Raw genomic sequence first — 15,992 nt, forward strand, 5'->3', positions numbered from 1 at the left:
CCTTGACTACACTCAACCTCACCCACGGAGGATGTGCTCGGCCCCGGGCCGGCAAAGGAGTGCGGGATGTCCCCGGCAATGCAGTTTCGCGGCCCGGCCCGGCAACGGGGGGCGATTGGCCTGGTGGCGGCGCTGACCCTCGGGGTGGCGCTGGTATTTATGTTGCTGGTGATCGACAGCGGCCGGTTGTATCTGGAGCAGCGCAAGTTGCAGCGGATCGCCGACAACGCCGCCCTCGAAGCGGTCAGCCGTGGCGGCACCTGCCTGGCAGGCCTGACCGCCGCTGCTTACGCCAGTCAGAACGCCGCGCGTAACGGCTTCGTGATTGATGCGGACAGCACCGTCACGGCCCGTTGCGGTTCGCTGCTGACCGGCGCCGACAACCTGCGCACCTTCACCGTCGATCCCAGCAAGTTCTCGGCAATCCAGGTCACCGTCGTCGACACGGTCGCCACCAGCGTGGCGCGCGGTATCGGCGCGCTGTTCAGCGCCGGGCCGGTCAGCCTCACCACGCAAGTCAACGCCGTTGCGGTGGCGGCCGTACCGATGCCGCCGCTGGCGCAGTTGACCATCCGCAGCACTTTGGGGGTGGTCGACACCGCCAAATCCAACCTGCTGAACCCGCTCCTTGGCGCCTTGCTTGGGGGCAACGTGACCCTGACGGCCGCCGGTTATAACGGCTTGCTCAACACCCAGATCAACCTGCTCAGCTACCTCGACCAACTGGCGATCGACCTGCACGTCTCGGCCGGCAATTACACGCAACTGCTCAACACCGCCGCCACCGTCACCCAATTGATCCACGCCGCCGCGACCGTGATTCAGGCCAATGGCCCGACCGCCGACGTCACGACCGCCCTCGGCAATTTGCAAATCGCCGCGACCAACGCTACGCCCGTGCGGCTCGGCGACATCCTCAAACTGCAAACGGGCACCAGCACCACCGGGCTGGACGCTAACGTGGCGGTGTTCGACCTGGTGCAAGCGGTGATTCAACTGTCCAACAACAAAAACGCCGCCGCCGCTACCTTGCCGGTGAGCGTGCTTGGCCTGCTCGGGGTGACGGTGAAGGTCAAGGTGATCGAGCCGCCGCAACTGTCGGCGATCGGCGATCCGCGCCTGGCCAAGGCCGACCCCTTGGGCCCGGACCGCATCTACGTACGCACCGCGCAAGTACGCACCCTGGTTAACGTCAATATCCCCGCCATCACCGGATTGGGCGCGGCAGTGGGTAATCTGGTGGCGCCGCTGACCCCTGTGCTGAGCAGCTTGTTGAGCCTGAACTTGGTGGCGACCTTAAGCTCGACCCTGTGTCTGCTGGGCGCCGGCTGCGATCAGCTGAAAACCGCGATCGCCCCGACCTCGCAAATTGACATCAGCCTGGATGCCGGTGGGGCCACCAGTTACGTGACCGATTTTCGTTGCCCGGTGGACGACGTCGGCAGCAAAAGCCTGACCGCGCGCGCCACCACCTCGGTGGCCGACATCAAACTCGGTAGCATCGACGGCGCCGCTGCGTTCTCGTCCAGCGCGGCACCCACGGTCACGCCCCTGCCACTGGTGGATTTCGGCCTGCAGACTTGCTACCAGTTTCTGGTCCTGCCGGGCCACTGCGACCCGGTCCGCCATTACGCCGCCGGCGGCCTGGCGATCGTGGCGGACAGCAGCGTGGTAAAAACCTCTCAGGACCTGGTGTTCTCCAGCAACGTCACGCCGTTTCCGATACCGCCCAATCTCAAGCAGCCGCCGAGTTACCAGACCGCGACCCCCAGCAGCAATATCGTCGGCGGCCTTTCCAGCACCCTGGCCGGGGTCAAAGTCACCGCGTACAAGCCGGTAAATGCCAATCCGTTCGGCACCATTGCCAATATTGCCGCCGGCCTGATCAGCGGTGTGGTCACGCTGTTGCAACCGGTGATCACCGGGCTGCTCAGCCCGTTGCTCGACCCGCTACTGAACAACGTACTGAAGCTGTTGGGGATCAATTTGATGGCGGTGGATGTCGGCGCCAACCTCAGTTGCGGCCAACCAGGCAAAGCGTATCTGGTGATCTAATCGACGATCGCAATCGGCAGTTCAATGCAGAACCGTGCGCCTTCGGCCGCGTTGCTGACACTGAGGCGGCCGCCCATGTTGTCGACGATGCCGTAACTCACCGACAAGCCCAGGCCCGTGCCCACGCCCACCGGTTTGGTGGTGAAGAACGGCTCGAAAATGCGTTCCAACAGGCGCGGGTCGATACCGCCGCCGTTGTCTTCGACCCAGAGCCGAACGCAGTGCTCATCCCGTTCGGCATGCAGGGCAATCCACGGATTGAAATCCCGGTTGGCCTCGCGCTTGCTCAGCAGCGCATCGCGAGCGTTGACCAGCAGGTTGATCAGCACCTGCTCCAGTTGATCGGCAAACCCGCGCACCTGCACCTCAAAGTCGATCTCGCTGATACGCAACTCCACACCTTTGCCGCGCATGCCTTCGGCCAGCAGCGACAAGGTGCCTTCCACCGCATGCGCCGGGTTGAACGGTTGCGCTTCGATTTCCGAGCGGCGCCCGAACACCCGCATGTGGTCGACCACCCGCGCGGCGCGCTGGACCTGGGTGTCGATGCGGTTGAGTTTGTCTTGCAGGTAATCGATCTGCACCTCGCCGTTACTCAGGCGCTTGAGCACGTTGACGATAGCCATGCGCATCACGTTCAGCGGCTGATTCATTTCATGGGCGAGGCCGGTGGCCATCTCGCCGAGGGTGGCCATTTTCGCGCTCTGGGTCAGCTGCATCTGCGAGCGCCGCAGTTCGGTGTTGTCGCGGCCCACCGCTTGCACTTCGGTCAGACGCCCCTGCTCGTCGAACACGCCGCGATCGGACCATACCCACCAGGCGTACTCGCGTCCCGGCAGTTGCAGGCTGATTTCGGCGGTGCTCACCGGATGCTCGGGGCTCAGCTGGCTCAGGCGCTCGTGGAACGCGGCGCGCTGGTCGTCCGACATCCATTGGCCGAGGTCGATCCCCGGCAATTGTTCGGGCGTGCACTCAAGGTACGTCGCCAACGGACGGTTACCGAAAGTCAGGGTCAGGTCGGGCAAGTAGCGGCAGATCATCGCCGGCGAGTCTTCGACCAGGATTCGGTAGCGTTCCTCACTGTGCTTGACCTGCTCGGCGGCGAGGGTTGCTTCGGTGACGTCCAGCCACAGGCCGACCGCTTCCACTGGCAGGCCCAGGTCATCGCGCAGCAACTTGGCTTCGTCGAGCAGCCAGTGATAGTCGCCGCGCTGATCGCGCAGACGATAGCGCGCCTGCACCGACCCCTCGCGCAGCAAATGCCGGGTGCGGTTGAAGTACAGGTCGCGGTCGTCCGGATGCACGCGCTCGATCAGCCCCCCGTCGACGCAATCGACCAGGGTCCAGCCCAGCAGCGGTAACAGGCTGGCACTGAAAAACGTTGGTTGCAGCGCACCTTCTACATAGCGCTGCACGTAGATCACCGCCGGCGAACTGGCGATCAGGTTGTCCAGCCGCGCATGGGCGACGGCGGCCTGTTGCTGCTGGTTTTTGATGTCGCTGATGTCGAGCATGAAACCCACCAGCCGGCGCTTTTCTCCGACGCCCAGGGCCTGACCTTGCAAGCGATACCACAGTGGCGTTGCGCTGGCATCGGTCCGATGCAGACGCACACTCAACTGCAACGGCTGACTGTCGCGCTGCAAATTGTGCAGGCGGCTGTGCAATTCCTGACGGTCCGCCGGGTGCACCAGAGCCAGCCACTCTTCGAGGGACAGATGTGCGCTTTCAAGGTGCAGCGCTTTGGCCAGCGACGGTGCCAACAGCACATGACCGGCGTCACTCGACAGCTCCCACCAACCGGTGCCGAGCAATTCCTGCAATGACTCCAGGCGTTCGAGTTGTTGATGGTGATGTTGCTCACGCAGCCGACTGATCAACGGTGCGGCCAGGGACGCGGTCAGTTGCAGCCAGTCGCGCTCGCCCAGATACGGCGCATGCTGGCGCGCCGAGTAATAACCGCAGAGCAACCACGCCGCAACGCCCTGATCGTTGCTGTAGGGCACCGCGAAGCCCTCGCTGTTGCCGAACAGGCCTTGCAGGCGCGGGTGCTCGCCGGGGCGCAACTGCACCGGGGTCATGCCGTTGAGGCTGTCGAGGCCGGTGCCCAGTTGCTGGCCGGGCTGCCACAATTGCGGCGCAGCCTTGGCGCTGTGGGTGCGATGGACCTGCCAGCCGTGACCTTGCTGGTCGAGCAGGGCCAGGGCCACGCACGGGATGCCCCAGCGCTGTGCCAGTTCGTGCAGTTGCTCGCCGGTGACCTCCGGCAAACGTCCCAGGCTGCAGACCCGCAGACGCTCGCTCATCTGCGCGGCAAAGCGCTGCGCCTGGTCGCGGTGTTCGGTCTGCTGGCGCTCGAAGAGCAAGTCGCTGATGTCCAGCAATTGCAGCAGCCACTGATCCGCCAAGGGCTGGACCCAACCGCGCAGGTGCAGCACGTGCCCGCCGAGGCCGAGGAAGTCCAGATCGAGGCTGTGCGCCACCCAGTCGGCAGGCACACCTTCGATCGCCAGGCGACTGCCCGGCACCAGGCAATCGGCCAGCAGCGGACCTTGGATCAGCGTGGTCTGCTGCATCAATAAATGCCGTAACGGTCCGGCCAGGTGCAACACTCGACCTTCAGCGTCCAGGTGAATTTGCAGCCCGACACTGGGCGCCACCAGGGCGTCGGGCCATTCGCCGGGGGGAGCAGTTTGCCGTTTGAGCAGGCGGGCGAATAATCGGTCGGCGGAACTCAAAATGTCAGGCTCGATTGGGCCTGGAGATTCACTGGCAGATTCGGCACGGTGCCGATGCCGGGGAGCACCAGCAGCGGAATCACTTGCGCCAGTTTGGCGCTGGGATAGGTGATGCTGACCCGCAGCGTGCCGGCGCTGTACACCGCGTTGGTATCCACCCGTTGCACCAGATTGAAACGCGCGGGCACCCAGCTCAATTGCTGGTCCAGCACCTGATACGCACGCTCGACCACCGCCGTGCTGTAGTTCGGCGTGTTGGGGTCCATCGCCACGCTGCGACGCACCGCTTCGGACGTTGCCTGGTTGAACGACTGCATCAGCAACAGCGGCAAGCTGTAGGCGACCAGTCCGTAAAACACCGCGAAAAACACCACGAACACCAGCGCGAACTCGATCGCGACGGCACCTTTTTGCTGGCGTGGGGGGCTGTTCTTCATGCGAGCGTCTACCCTGACAGTTACTGCTTAATATCAGCATAGGATCATTCAGCCGAAACGGATGTTTTTTACCTCATGCACAGTGCGGCTTTATTGGTCTGGTTATCGATTTGCGCGATTCAGGATGCGCGGCAGCGGCATATCGCCAATAGCCTGACCGTGGGCGTGGGGCTGGTGGCGCTTATCTGGATGTTATGGACCGGTCATACTTGGTTGGGCGCCACTGCCGCGCAAGGCGGCTGGGCATTGCTCTTGGCATTGTTGTTGACGCTGCCGGGCTATGCGCTGGGGCAGATGGGCGCCGGCGATGTGAAGCTCATGGCGACGATCGGTCTTGCCAGCGATCCGGTGCATCTACTCGGCTGTTTTATCGGCGCCGGGCTGGTAAGTGTCCTGTGGCGGCTGCTGGGGTTAAGGGTCTGGTCGTCTATGAGTCAAGGACTTAGGGCGCGAGTTGCCTGGATGGCGCCGGGACTGTCAAAAAAAACACCGTTCGCACCATTCGTGCTGGCCGGTCTGATCCTGACCCTTGCTTGGATCCATTAGTCGTCGGGCAGCGCCGCTGCTATGTACAGAGTGGCGAAGTGCAGCTACTTTCAAACCAGTAGTTATACAACTCACGACTGTGGGTACAGGAAGGTCAGTCAGTTTTAGGCCAAAGGCATGGAGTGGCGCGTGAGCAAGCTTACATCGGCAGTAAAGGTTCTAGTGGTCGACGATCAGCCGCTGATTGTTGAAGAACTCTGCGAATTTCTGGAAAGCAGCGGTTACCGCTGTGTGCCCTGTGAATCCGGTCAGCAAGCGGTCGAGCGCTTCAGGGGCGATGGTGACATCGGCCTGGTGCTTTGCGATCTGCACATGCCCGGCCTCGACGGCATCCAGCTGGTGCAGCAGCTGCAGCAGATCGCCGGCAAGCACCGTGCGTTCGAGGCGATCATGCTCACCGGTCGCGCGGACAAGCAGGACGTGATCAAAGCCTTGCGCGCGGGCATCTCCGACTACTACCAAAAACCCATCGACCTCGATGAACTGCTGGAAGGTTTGCAGCGCCAGGAAGCCGCGTTGCAGGAACGGCAGAAGAACGTGCAGCTCGGCCATCTGAACCAGAAGTTGCAGGACCTTTCTTCCTCCATTGACGACTTGTACCAGGACCTCGACAAGGTTCGCCGCAGCCCGGCCGCAGTGTCGCGGGATTCTGCGGGCGCGGGTTCAGATGAGGTCGACATCCCAGATATTTTCCATCAGTTGTCGCCGCGGCAACTGGATGTGGCGCGGTTGGTGGGCAAGGGGCAGACCAATTATCAGATTGCCTGTGAGTTGGGGATTACCGAGAACACGGTGAAGTTGTATGTGTCGCAGGTGTTGCGATTGACGCATATGCACAACCGCACGCAGTTGGCGCTGGCGTTGTCGCCCCGGCAGGTGGGGGGGCAGCAGCGGGTGACGGCGCACTGAGTTTTTCGCGGGTTCGCATTTCTCTGTGGGAGCGAGTTTGCTCCGGGCGGCGTTCTGACGAAGGCTTTGTGACTGGCGACCTAGCCGTTGTCGCCTGAGTACATATCCATTGCTGCGGTAACGGCCACTTATGGTTTCGCCCTTACGGCGAGTCACCTTTTTCAAACGCCGGTGTGCCGGCCCAGCAAAAAGGTAACCCAAAAGGCTCGCCCCTGACGTACGGCCCCTCGCTAAGGCTCGGTGTACCTTCGCTCCGGCATTCATCCGGGGGCATCGCCCTCCGGTTGGCTTCGCTGCACCTACTTGCGATGAGCCCGACTGAGTCGTGCGGCGCTGCGCGCCAATCCCCGGATGAACGCCTCCACTCAGCCTCCCGACGGGGCGGGTGGATCAAAAGCCAAAGCAACAGCAAGATCAAGATCAGAAGCGCGGCGAGCTGACACTCGACCTGATGGCGTACACAATTACCGCGCACACCTCCAACCTCTGTGGGAGCTGGCTTGCCAGCGATGACGTCCTCACAGCCAATACATCACCCAAGGATTAACCCAGCTCCAATGTGAGAGCGAGCCTGCTCGCGAAGGCGCCCTGCCGGTTGATCATCACTGTCGCATGTACGCCAACCAAGATGGGGAAGCGAGTTGGCGTCGGGCGGCGTTCTGACGAAAATGGCCTCACAGTTGACTCATCCTGTGCGGGATGTACGCCGTCGGCTACCGGCAGGATTAACCCTCACTTGCTATCAACCTTCCCCCCCGCATCCGCATCGTAGAAATCCGGGATTTCGTATTTGTATTTCTTTAGCCAGCGGTCGAGGGCTTGTTCGCGCTCGGTGGCGGTTTGGGTTTGTGGGATGGGGGAGGAGGCCAGGTTGCGGCTTTGCAGTAGCAGCCAGCCTTCGGTTTCTTGTTGTTGTGCTGAGGCCGGGCCGGGGTCGATGGCGAGGGCGGGTGGGGTGGTGAAGAGCAGGCTCAGCACGCACAAAATTTTGATGTTCATCATCACGGCGCCTTGAGGGTGTTGGAGGAGGGTTGAGCGGCGACGGCGGCGACTTTGTCGCTGGCGGGTGCGGTTGGTCTTGCCGGCAGTTTGAGGCTTTCGGCGTGAGCCTGGGCATCGGTGAATTGCTGGGGGCTGAGGCCGGCGCGGCTGACGACTTCGGCGGCTTGTTGCCAGTTGTTTTGGTACAGCAGCAGGGTCACCAGGTTCACCGAGGCCAATTGATCGCTTTGCTTGAGTTCGATGGCCGTGAGGAATTCGAAGCGGGCATCGTCCAGGCGCAGTTGGTTGAGGTAGACCACGCCCAAATCGTTGCGGATTTTTTCATTGGTTGGCGCCAGGCGCGCGGCACGTTGCAGGTGGGCCTGGGCCTGGCCGTTGTCACCGCGTGCGGCGTACAACTGGCCGAGGCCGTGTTCGGCGTCGGCGGCCACGCAACTGCCCAGCAGGTTGCGATACAACGGTTCCGCCTCGTTTCGCCCGAGCAAGCGATACACCCGCGCTTTGCGCAGTTTGACTTGGGCGAGGTCGTCGGGGAGGTTTTCCAGGTTGGCCAGGCTGGCGTGCAGTTTGCCGTCGTTGGCCATGTCGTCCGCCAGGTTCAGCGCCAGTTCCTGATCCTGGTTGAGCTTGCCGCAACTGGCGGCACTCAACCCGGCCCAAGGCACCTGGCCGATACTGGCGCATCCGCTGAGCAGCAGCAAACCGGCGACCACGAATAGAGTTTTCATCAGCTTCCCTCTAGGACGAAAACGCCCGGGCGATGGCGGTGAAACCCGGCCCGCCCAGGACAATCAACAAGGCTGGAAACAAGAACAGCATCATCACCACCGACATCTTTGCCGACATTTTCGAGATGTATTCCTGCAAGCGCGTGAGGCGGCGGTCGTCGAGTAATTGCTTGAGCGCCAACAGCGATTTCATCGCGCCGCCGCCCTGTTGGATCAGTTGCTGGAGGATCACGCAGGTATCGGTGAATTCATCCACCGCCAACAGCGTCGCGGTGTTGTGCAGTTCCTGGCCGAGTTCCAGGCCGGAGTCGACACGGCTGAGCATCAGGCGCAGTTCGTGGGTCAGTTCCGGCAGCAGTTTTTGCGCTTCGATGCTCAGCACGCGCAGCGCTTGCTCCACGGCCATCCCGGATTCGAAGAGGATGCGCAGCAGCGGAATAAAGGTCGAAATCTCAGTGGCGATTTGTTGTTGTCGACGCTTGGCGGCGAACGCCAGGGCGCGTTTGGGCAACAGGTAGCCGGCGCCCAGCGCCAGCATCGGCGCAACCCATGGGTGCTGCGCCGTCGGGAAGAATACTTGCTGCACAAAAATCGCCACGCCCATCGCCAATAACGGGGTGCCGACCTGACTGGCGGCGAACAGCGAACGCTCGCTGGTTTTGCGCCACCCCAGGCGGCTGAGCAACATTTGGGTTTCGCTGTCGATGCTCACCGAGCGCTGGCCAAAACGGCTGCTGCCCAATTGCCGCAGCCAGTCGCCGACACTGTTTTCACGCAGCATGTGGCCTTGCAGGCGCTGGGCGATCTGCCGTTCGCGGCGACGTTGTTGCAGCAAGTGGCCGAGCACCAGCACCAGCGCGCTGAGCAATAACATCACACTCGCCAGAATCGCCATTTCAAATACTCCGCAACATGCGCCACAGCGCCAGGCTGCCAATCACCTGCAGCACAGTGGCGGTGATCAGCATGTTCTGCCCGCTGGGGTCACGCCACATGCCGACCATGTATGAGGGATTGGTCAACATGAAATAGGCCACCAGGAGCACCGGCAGCAACCCCAGCACCCACGCGGTCATGCGGGTTTCGCCGGTCATGGCGCTGAGTTGCCGGGCGCCTTGCTCGCGTTCGCGGATCAGTTTGATCAGGTTCTCCAGCAGTTCGCTGGCGTTGCCGCCGTAGCGGTGATTGACCTTCAAGCCGAGGGCGAACATGCGCAGTTCGTCTTGGTCGTAGAGCTCGGCAAAGTCATGCACCGCGTCCGGCAGATTGACCCCCAACAGCATGTTGCGCTGCACCCGGCCCATGGCGGTTTTCAGTGGGTCGGTGCTGTTTTCTATGCCACCCAGCACGGCATCGGCCAGGGTGCGGCCGGACTTCAAGCTGCGCACGGTGTGGTCGAGCAATTGCGGCAGTTGTTCAATCATGCGCTTGAGCCTGCGCTGGTAACGCCACGCCACATACAGGCGCAAGCCCAGTGGCGGAAGGATGATCAGCGCCAGCAAACCGAGCCAGCCGCCCAAGGCAAAACCCAACAGAATGCCAAAGGCCCACAGCATCAACCACAGCCCCAAGCGTTCAGTGGGGCGGCCGAGACCGGCGCGCAGAAAGGCCCGTTCAAGACCAACCCATAGTGGTTTTTCCGCCACCAATTGCGGTTGCCCTTCGGCCAGTCGGCTAAGGACTTTTTCCGTATCGTTCTTGCGCATGCCTTGGTAGAACAGGCGGATCGACAGCCCTAGCAGCAGCAGGCACAGCGCGGTGAGGACGGTCGGCGCGTACATGGCGGTCAGTCCACGATCACGCCGGGTTCGCGGCGCAACTTGTCGCTGGCGGGGTTGACCGCCTCACGCAGGAAGCCGAAACCGGTGCGCCGGTCGAGCCGGAACAAAGTGTTGGTGACGTAGATGTCATCGCGCACACCGACCACCTCCACCACCTCGCTGACGCAACGTCGGCCATCGGGCATGCGCGACAGCTGGATGATGACGTCGAGCGCCGCGCAGATCATCTGCCGCAAAGTGCGCTCGGCGACGGTGCGCCCGGTCAGGCCTACCAGCGTCTCGAGGCGCAGCAACGCGTCCTGGGCGTTGTTGGCGTGCACCGTGCTCATTGAGCCGTCGTGGCCGGTGTTCATCGCGGTCAGTACGTCGAGCACTTCGACGCCGCGGATCTCGCCGAGGATGATGCGGTCCGGGCGCATCCGCAGGGCGTTGCGAATCAGGTCGCTGGCCTTCACTTCGCCGTGGCCCTCGGCATTGGGCGGGCGGGTTTCCAGGCGCACCACATGCGGGTGGACCAGTTGCAATTCGGCGACGTCCTCGATGGTCACCAAGCGTTCGTGGGGGTTGATCAACTGGCTGAGAATATTCAGCAGGGTGGTTTTGCCGGTGCCGGTGCCGCCACTGATCAGCACATTGCAGCGCTTGCCGACGGCTTCCTGGAGAAACTCGAAAATCGGTTGGTCGATGGTGCGCATCGCGACCAGGTCGCTGCTTTTGAGCATGTCCTTGCGAAATTTACGGATCGACAAGCACGGCCCATCGAGGGCAATCGGCGGGATGATCGCATTGACTCGGCTGCCGTCCGGCATGCGCGCATCGACCATCGGCGAAGATTCGTCGAGGCGCCGGCCCAGTGGCGCGAGGATGCGCTGCATGACTCGCTCGACATGGTGTGAATCGATAAACCGCAGATCGCTCTGGTGCAGCACGCCGTCCCGTTCGAGGAACACGCGGTGCGGGCCGTTGACCAGGATTTCCGTCACGGCCGGGTCGCGTAGCAGTACTTCCAGCGGGCCGAAACCGGTGAGCTCATCGACGATTTCTTCGCCCAGGCGCTCCATCTCATAACGCGAAATGGCCAGGTGCAAACGGCCGATGTACTCGGCGACTTTCTCGGTGACGAATTGCGCCAGCACCTGCCGCGAACCCTCCAGCAGGTTCTTTCCGGACTCCTCGATGGCGTCGATGATGTACCGGTGCAAGGCCAGTTTGAGGCCTTCGTGGTCGGTGTTGCCGGCCGAGCCGCGGGACGGTGCGCCGAACAGTTTTTCGCCTTTCATCAGCCACCTCGCAGACGATCAAACCAACGGGTTTTCGGCTTGGCCAGGCCTTCCGAGCGTTTTGCCAACCGATCACCCAAGGTGCGCAGGCCTTGGGTCAGCGCCTCGCGAGGCGCCAGTTCGAACAGGGTCACGCCCTGGTTTTTCGCGTTCAAGCGCAGTTCCGGGCTGAACGCGAGGCTGGCGATCACCTCCAGACCAAAGCTCTTGCCCAGGGCATCGGCGTCCGGCGCGACGTTGCGCAAATAGCGGTCGACCAGCAACCGCGCGTGGTCCAGCTTCATGCCTTTTTCCCGCCAGAGGTTGAGGATCGCCAGGTTGCGGCGGCAGTCGAGCACGCTCTGGTCGGTGTACCACAGCAACTTGTCGCAATGGCTGACGAAAGTGCGCAGCGCTTCGCTGTCGGGCTGCCCGGTGAGGTTCACCACAATGTGCTGGAAGTGTTGGCGCAGGGCGCTGAGCAGCATGTACAACTCGGCGGCGCTGGTGCGTTCCAGCGGTTCGTCATCGCGGGCGTAGGCGAGGATGCGCAGGCCGGAGTCGGTGCTGGTGAAGGCGCTGTCCATTAAGGTCGCATCGAGTCGACGCAAGTGGCGCACGGCATCGCCGAAGTGAAACGAGCTCTCCAGCCCCAGCAGCGCCAGGCTGTCGCCGGTGGGCAAGCCGAGGTCAAGCAGCAGGGTTTGCTGGCCGCTCTTTTGCACCACCAGCGCCAGGTGCGTGGACAGCAGCGCGCCGTCGGCGTCGCTTTGCGCGCCGTACATCACGGTCAGCCCGCCCAGGTGAGTGTTCGGGGTCACCGGCGGCAGGCGTTTGCTCAAGCGCCGTACCAGTCCGGCCACTTCGCTGGAACGTGACCCGTAAGCGACGAAATCCCGGGCGCCGGCGCGCATCGCGTTGAGCACCAATTGGTTGTCCATGCCGTCGCCGAGGGCAACGATCGCCAGCATCGGCTTGGCTTCCAGGGTGCCTTCGATCAACGCGCTCTGCGCCACCACATGTTCCCGATCAAGGCCGACAAACACCAGGTTGGCGAAGGTTACGTCCACCAGCGCGAGCAACTCGTCGAGGCTGCCGTTGCCGGCGCTCACCACTTGGCCCAAGGGCGCGAGAGCGCCTTGCAGCCATTCGAGATCAGTCTCGTTGCGGGTGATGGCGAGAAAGGTCTGGCTCAGGCTCTGGCTCATTGCGATAACCCGCTGCGCTTATCGAAATTGCCGTTTTCGAGGAAGTACATGCGGTAGAAATTCGGGTCGTAGTTGCGCAGTTTTTCTCCCGGCAGCGCCGGCAATTGCGCATTGGCGGCCAGCGGTTGCACCAAGTGCGGGGTGACGATCATCAGCAGCTCGCGCTCTTCGCGGCTGATGTTGCTGTCACGGAAAAAGGCGCCGAGCACCGGGATGTCGCCGAGGCCTGGAAATTTGTTCACCTGCGAACTGTTGCGGGTGCTGATCAGGCCGCTGATGACAAAGCTTTCGCCATCGCCCAGGGAAATGCTGGTGTCGGTGCGGCGCACGGTCAGTGCCGGGACCAAGGTGCCGGCGATGTTCACGCCGTTGCTGTAATCGAGCTCGCTGACTTCGGGCGCAACCTTCAGGGCGATGCGGTTGCGGCCGATGATGGTCGGCGTCAGCGTGAGACGAATGCCGAATTCCTTGTACTCGATGGACACGTTATCGCTGCCGGAGCTGGGCACCGGAATCGGGATTTCGCCGCCCGCCAGGAAACTCGCGCTCTGCCCGCTCAGGGCCACCAGGCTCGGCCGCGCCAGGGTGTAGGCGAAACCGCTGCCTTCCAGGGCGTTGATCATCACCATGGTCTTGCCGCCGATCCAGGAGAAGTTGAACTGGCTGTTATCCACCGGCAATCTCGGCTGGACTACGCCGTCGATGGTGGGCAGCGTGCGCGGTGAACCGAACAGGAAATTGCCGCGGGTGCCGAAGATCGAGGTTGCCGCTTCCTTGAGTTTGGTACGACTGACTTCGACGAAGCGAATGTCGGTTTGCACCTGGCTCGGCAAAATCGGATCTTCCGAGGGCAGTGCTGCAGCGGTGAGGGCCGCAGTGGCTTTGCCCTGGACGAACACCATGCTTTGCCGTGGGTTGCTTGAACAGGTGGTCCAGACCATCAGGCTGGTGGCGCCGGGCGCCATGCCGGTGAGGAGAAAAGCGTTGTTGCCGCTGGGTTGTACGTCCGCGATTTTCGGATCGCCGACCGCCAGCCGGGTAATGGCCGCACTTGATTGCAATTCGGTTTGCAGGCCCTCACCGATCTCCAGCGTGGCAGGCAAATCGAACGGCCCCGTGCAATTACTCGACGCTGCCCAGGCCTGCATCGATAAAGGCGAAGCAAGCAGCAGGGTGCACATCAATCGCTGAAACAGCGGCAGGTAACGACTGGGCATTTAGCAGCATCCTTGCTCGATCACGGGGTTTGTTGAGTCATTTGATTGCCGCGAATCACTTCTATCGCACGGCGTGGCGCAGGGTTGACGGCACCGCTGGCGGCTGCTTTGGGCGCGTTGCCCATGGCCAACTGGTTGAACTGGAACAGTTGGCCATTGACGGCTTGCAGATGCTGAGGCGCCTGTTCTTCACCCGCCCAATAACGCGCCAGGCGTTGCTCTTCGTTACTGCGCACCGCCAGGCGCAAGGTGCCGACCTGGGTCGCTAGCATCAACCGGCTGAGCAGCGGCTCGGGCACCGCCAGCACCACGCTGCGCGCGCTGAGGCGGCGTTGGTCCTGCTTGAGTTTGTCATCGGCGCTGAGGGCCGGTGAAGCGGGTTTGCCGTCGTTGGTCAGGCCGAGTTGATCGCCGACCCCGAGCACGCGCAACGCCGGCACTACAATTTGCGCCGATTGCTGCGGGTTGTCCTGATCCTGGCGCAAGTACAGCAGCACATCGACGTAGTCACCGGGAATCAACTGCCCGCCGGCGCCGGTCACTTCGTCCACCGCCACGGCCAGCGCGCGCTCGTCGCTGCGGATCATCCGCGCCAGCGAGCCACCGGCCTCGAAGCTCTCATCGCTGAGCCAGGTGCCGGCGCTGAGGTGGCGCCACGGCGTCCGGCCGATTGCCTGGTCAAGGCTGTTGAGGCTGCCGGCCGGTACCGCGCGCAGTTGCTCCAGGGCCAGGTCGGCGGCGGTCAGCGGGGTGAAGGGCGGTACATCGTGCAGCAACACCACCACCGGTTGACGGGTCTGGTCTTCAGCGGTCGCCACGGTTTTGTCGATGACGTTGGCGGTAGTAAGCGGTGCCGAGGGGGGAGAGGCTTCAACCACGGGCGTCGGTTGCCGACTGAGCACCAGGCCCCAATAGCCGACGATGATCGCGCCGACTAATAGCAACCCTGCCAATCCCATGGTGAAACGGCTGTTCATGACGGCTCTCCCTTTCCTGCTGCATCTCCAACTCGTCACTTTCAACGAGATTACTTTTGCAATCAGGTAGCTATGAACAAGTGACTGTTTCGCTATTTGAAGGTAGCCCAGCTCATGCAAAAAGCCATGAACGGCATCAAAAAACCTCACGAAAGTAGGAGCTTGGCTTTCGATTTTGGCGTGTTTTCTGACGTCAACCTTCTAACTAACACTTTGTGATTAATCCGTTCTTACAGTTGTGGCTCCCGGGTTTGTTGACAATGCTGAAGTGGCGCAGCGCAATTCTGTTGCGAACCTGTTACAGCAGCGCCTCTGGCGCAAGGAGAAGTCTGATGAACCTTCACTATTTATGGATCAAGGCTCGTCTGTTTTTTGATCGCACTGAAGGGGCTTCAGCGATTGAATACGCGATCGTGATCGCCATGGTCGCAGTGGTGGTATTGGTATTCGTTGGCCCGCTGGGTGATCGGGTGCTGGCGATGTTCAACAACATCACGACCGGGTTGGGTGGCGCTGCACAAACTCGGCCGACGCCGTAGAAAACCTGCTTCGTCGGCAAGAGTCGGCTATGGTGGTTTTAACTTTGGATTATCGGTAGTTGGAAACACCCCATGACCGACTCTGCCCGTCAGCAATTGCTATTGGTCGACGACGAAGAAGATGCACTGCTGGAATTGGCCGAATTGCTCGAAGGTGAAGGGTTCAGTTGCTTCACCGCGACTTCGGTCAAGCTGGCCCTGCATCATTTGACTCGACATCCTGATATCGCCCTGGTGATCACCGATCTGCGTATGCCGGAAGAGAGTGGCATGTCGTTGATCCGGCGTTTGCGTGAGCACACCTCGCGCCAGCATTTACCGGTGATCGTGACGTCGGGGCATGCGGATATGGAGGATGTGAGTGATATGTTGCGCTTGCAGGTGCTGGACCTTTTTCGCAAGCCGATTTATCACGTGAGGTTGTTGGAGACTTTGGATAATTTGTTTCCCAAGCCTAAGGGGGATCGGGCGAAGTCTTGATGGTTTCTTTTGATCGTTCGTGCGTTTCGCTGTGGTTTGTGGTTTGTGGTTTGTGGTTTGTGTACATATCCATTGCTGCGGTAACGGCCACTTAGGGTTGCGCCCTTACGGCGCCT

15 protein-coding genes are annotated in these 15,992 nt (G+C 61.9%); 5 read left to right on the top strand and 10 right to left on the bottom strand.

The window, feature by feature from the left end; genetic code table 11:
• The first annotated feature begins 66 nt into the window (after window positions 1-66).
• The gene (locus tag RG836_RS12515) at window positions 67-2,055 is read left to right on the top strand and encodes a pilus assembly protein TadG-related protein (protein WP_310845785.1); all 1,989 of its coding nucleotides are present in this window, start codon (window positions 67-69) and stop codon (window positions 2,053-2,055) included.
• Here RG836_RS12515 and RG836_RS12520 read toward each other — a convergent pair.
• Together RG836_RS12520 and RG836_RS12525 are read right to left on the bottom strand one after the other, a co-directional pair.
• Window positions 2,052-4,793 carry a PAS domain-containing sensor histidine kinase gene (locus RG836_RS12520; protein ID WP_310845786.1) on the bottom strand — a complete coding sequence of 914 codons (2,742 nt, stop codon included), beginning with the start codon at window positions 4,791-4,793 and terminating at the stop codon, window positions 2,052-2,054. The genes RG836_RS12515 and RG836_RS12520 overlap by 4 nt on opposite strands.
• Complete coding sequence (locus RG836_RS12525; RefSeq protein ID WP_310845788.1) at window positions 4,790-5,230, bottom strand: TadE/TadG family type IV pilus assembly protein; 441 nt, start codon at window positions 5,228-5,230, stop codon at window positions 4,790-4,792. Before RG836_RS12525 ends, RG836_RS12520 begins: the two co-directional genes overlap by 4 nt.
• A gap of 75 nt (window positions 5,231-5,305) precedes the next feature.
• On the opposite strand from RG836_RS12525, the gene RG836_RS12530 reads away from it, so the two are divergent.
• Both RG836_RS12530 and RG836_RS12535 read left to right on the top strand, forming a co-directional pair.
• Window positions 5,306-5,776 (top strand): prepilin peptidase, encoded by a 471-nt coding sequence (locus tag RG836_RS12530; RefSeq protein WP_310845790.1) that lies wholly within the window; start codon window positions 5,306-5,308, stop codon window positions 5,774-5,776.
• Between the two features lie 129 nt (window positions 5,777-5,905).
• Window positions 5,906-6,685, top strand: coding sequence for a response regulator transcription factor (locus tag RG836_RS12535; protein ID WP_310845791.1), 780 nt, complete (start codon window positions 5,906-5,908; stop codon window positions 6,683-6,685).
• 732 nt (window positions 6,686-7,417) lie between these two features.
• On the opposite strand, the gene RG836_RS12540 is transcribed toward RG836_RS12535, so the two are convergent.
• From RG836_RS12540 to cpaB, 8 genes are read right to left on the bottom strand one after another with little or no spacing between them, the layout of a single operon-like run.
• On the bottom strand, window positions 7,418-7,687 hold the full coding sequence (locus tag RG836_RS12540) for a DUF3613 domain-containing protein (RefSeq protein ID WP_310845792.1): 270 nt from the start codon (window positions 7,685-7,687) through the stop codon (window positions 7,418-7,420).
• Window positions 7,687-8,415 (bottom strand): tetratricopeptide repeat protein, encoded by a 729-nt coding sequence (locus tag RG836_RS12545; RefSeq protein ID WP_310845793.1) that lies wholly within the window; start codon window positions 8,413-8,415, stop codon window positions 7,687-7,689. The genes RG836_RS12540 and RG836_RS12545 overlap by 1 nt, the downstream gene beginning before the upstream one ends.
• A gap of 10 nt (window positions 8,416-8,425) precedes the next feature.
• Window positions 8,426-9,310, bottom strand: a complete 885-nt coding sequence (locus RG836_RS12550; protein WP_310845795.1) for a type II secretion system F family protein — start codon at window positions 9,308-9,310, stop codon at window positions 8,426-8,428.
• A 1-nt stretch (window position 9,311) separates the two neighbouring features.
• Window positions 9,312-10,196, bottom strand: coding sequence for a type II secretion system F family protein (locus RG836_RS12555; RefSeq protein WP_310845796.1), 885 nt, complete (start codon window positions 10,194-10,196; stop codon window positions 9,312-9,314).
• 5 nt (window positions 10,197-10,201) lie between these two features.
• On the bottom strand, window positions 10,202-11,476 hold the full coding sequence (locus tag RG836_RS12560) for a CpaF family protein (RefSeq protein ID WP_310845797.1): 1,275 nt from the start codon (window positions 11,474-11,476) through the stop codon (window positions 10,202-10,204).
• Window positions 11,476-12,663, bottom strand: coding sequence for an AAA family ATPase (locus tag RG836_RS12565; RefSeq protein ID WP_310845799.1), 1,188 nt, complete (start codon window positions 12,661-12,663; stop codon window positions 11,476-11,478). Before RG836_RS12565 ends, RG836_RS12560 begins: the two co-directional genes overlap by 1 nt.
• Window positions 12,660-13,844 carry a type II and III secretion system protein family protein gene (locus RG836_RS12570; protein WP_409078080.1) on the bottom strand — a complete coding sequence of 395 codons (1,185 nt, stop codon included), beginning with the start codon at window positions 13,842-13,844 and terminating at the stop codon, window positions 12,660-12,662. Before RG836_RS12570 ends, RG836_RS12565 begins: the two co-directional genes overlap by 4 nt.
• Before the next feature lie 56 nt (window positions 13,845-13,900).
• Window positions 13,901-14,857 carry a Flp pilus assembly protein CpaB gene (cpaB, locus tag RG836_RS12575; protein WP_310845802.1) on the bottom strand — a complete coding sequence of 319 codons (957 nt, stop codon included), beginning with the start codon at window positions 14,855-14,857 and terminating at the stop codon, window positions 13,901-13,903.
• A gap of 332 nt (window positions 14,858-15,189) precedes the next feature.
• Between cpaB and RG836_RS12580 the strand changes: the two genes are divergently transcribed.
• Together RG836_RS12580 and RG836_RS12585 are read left to right on the top strand one after the other, a co-directional pair.
• Complete coding sequence (locus tag RG836_RS12580) at window positions 15,190-15,396, top strand: Flp family type IVb pilin (protein WP_310845804.1); 207 nt, start codon at window positions 15,190-15,192, stop codon at window positions 15,394-15,396.
• Window positions 15,397-15,468: 72 nt separating this feature from the next.
• The gene (locus RG836_RS12585; RefSeq protein ID WP_310845805.1) at window positions 15,469-15,876 is read left to right on the top strand and encodes a response regulator; all 408 of its coding nucleotides are present in this window, start codon (window positions 15,469-15,471) and stop codon (window positions 15,874-15,876) included.
• Window positions 15,877-15,992: the final 116 nt, after the last annotated feature.

Source organism: Pseudomonas rhizozeae (assembly GCF_031583775.1).
Lineage (GTDB): Bacteria > Pseudomonadota > Gammaproteobacteria > Pseudomonadales > Pseudomonadaceae > Aquipseudomonas.

Excerpts from the sequence above, each read along its gene's own strand:
- RG836_RS12515 (WP_310845785.1), top strand. The coding sequence starts at position 67 with ATGTCCCCGGCAATGCAGTTTCGCGGCCCGGCCCGGCAACGGGGGGCG.
- RG836_RS12525 (WP_310845788.1), bottom strand. The coding sequence starts at position 5,230 with ATGAAGAACAGCCCCCCACGCCAGCAAAAAGGTGCCGTCGCGATCGAG.
- RG836_RS12530 (WP_310845790.1), top strand. The coding sequence starts at position 5,306 with ATGCACAGTGCGGCTTTATTGGTCTGGTTATCGATTTGCGCGATTCAG.
- RG836_RS12540 (WP_310845792.1), bottom strand. The coding sequence starts at position 7,687 with ATGATGAACATCAAAATTTTGTGCGTGCTGAGCCTGCTCTTCACCACC.
- RG836_RS12545 (WP_310845793.1), bottom strand. The coding sequence starts at position 8,415 with ATGAAAACTCTATTCGTGGTCGCCGGTTTGCTGCTGCTCAGCGGATGC.
- RG836_RS12550 (WP_310845795.1), bottom strand. The coding sequence starts at position 9,310 with ATGGCGATTCTGGCGAGTGTGATGTTATTGCTCAGCGCGCTGGTGCTG.
- RG836_RS12555 (WP_310845796.1), bottom strand. The coding sequence starts at position 10,196 with ATGTACGCGCCGACCGTCCTCACCGCGCTGTGCCTGCTGCTGCTAGGG.
- RG836_RS12560 (WP_310845797.1), bottom strand. The coding sequence starts at position 11,476 with ATGAAAGGCGAAAAACTGTTCGGCGCACCGTCCCGCGGCTCGGCCGGC.
- RG836_RS12565 (WP_310845799.1), bottom strand. The coding sequence starts at position 12,663 with ATGAGCCAGAGCCTGAGCCAGACCTTTCTCGCCATCACCCGCAACGAG.
- RG836_RS12570 (WP_409078080.1), bottom strand. The coding sequence starts at position 13,844 with ATGTGCACCCTGCTGCTTGCTTCGCCTTTATCGATGCAGGCCTGGGCA.
- cpaB (WP_310845802.1), bottom strand. The coding sequence starts at position 14,857 with ATGAACAGCCGTTTCACCATGGGATTGGCAGGGTTGCTATTAGTCGGC.
- RG836_RS12580 (WP_310845804.1), top strand. The coding sequence starts at position 15,190 with ATGAACCTTCACTATTTATGGATCAAGGCTCGTCTGTTTTTTGATCGC.
- RG836_RS12585 (WP_310845805.1), top strand. The coding sequence starts at position 15,469 with ATGACCGACTCTGCCCGTCAGCAATTGCTATTGGTCGACGACGAAGAA.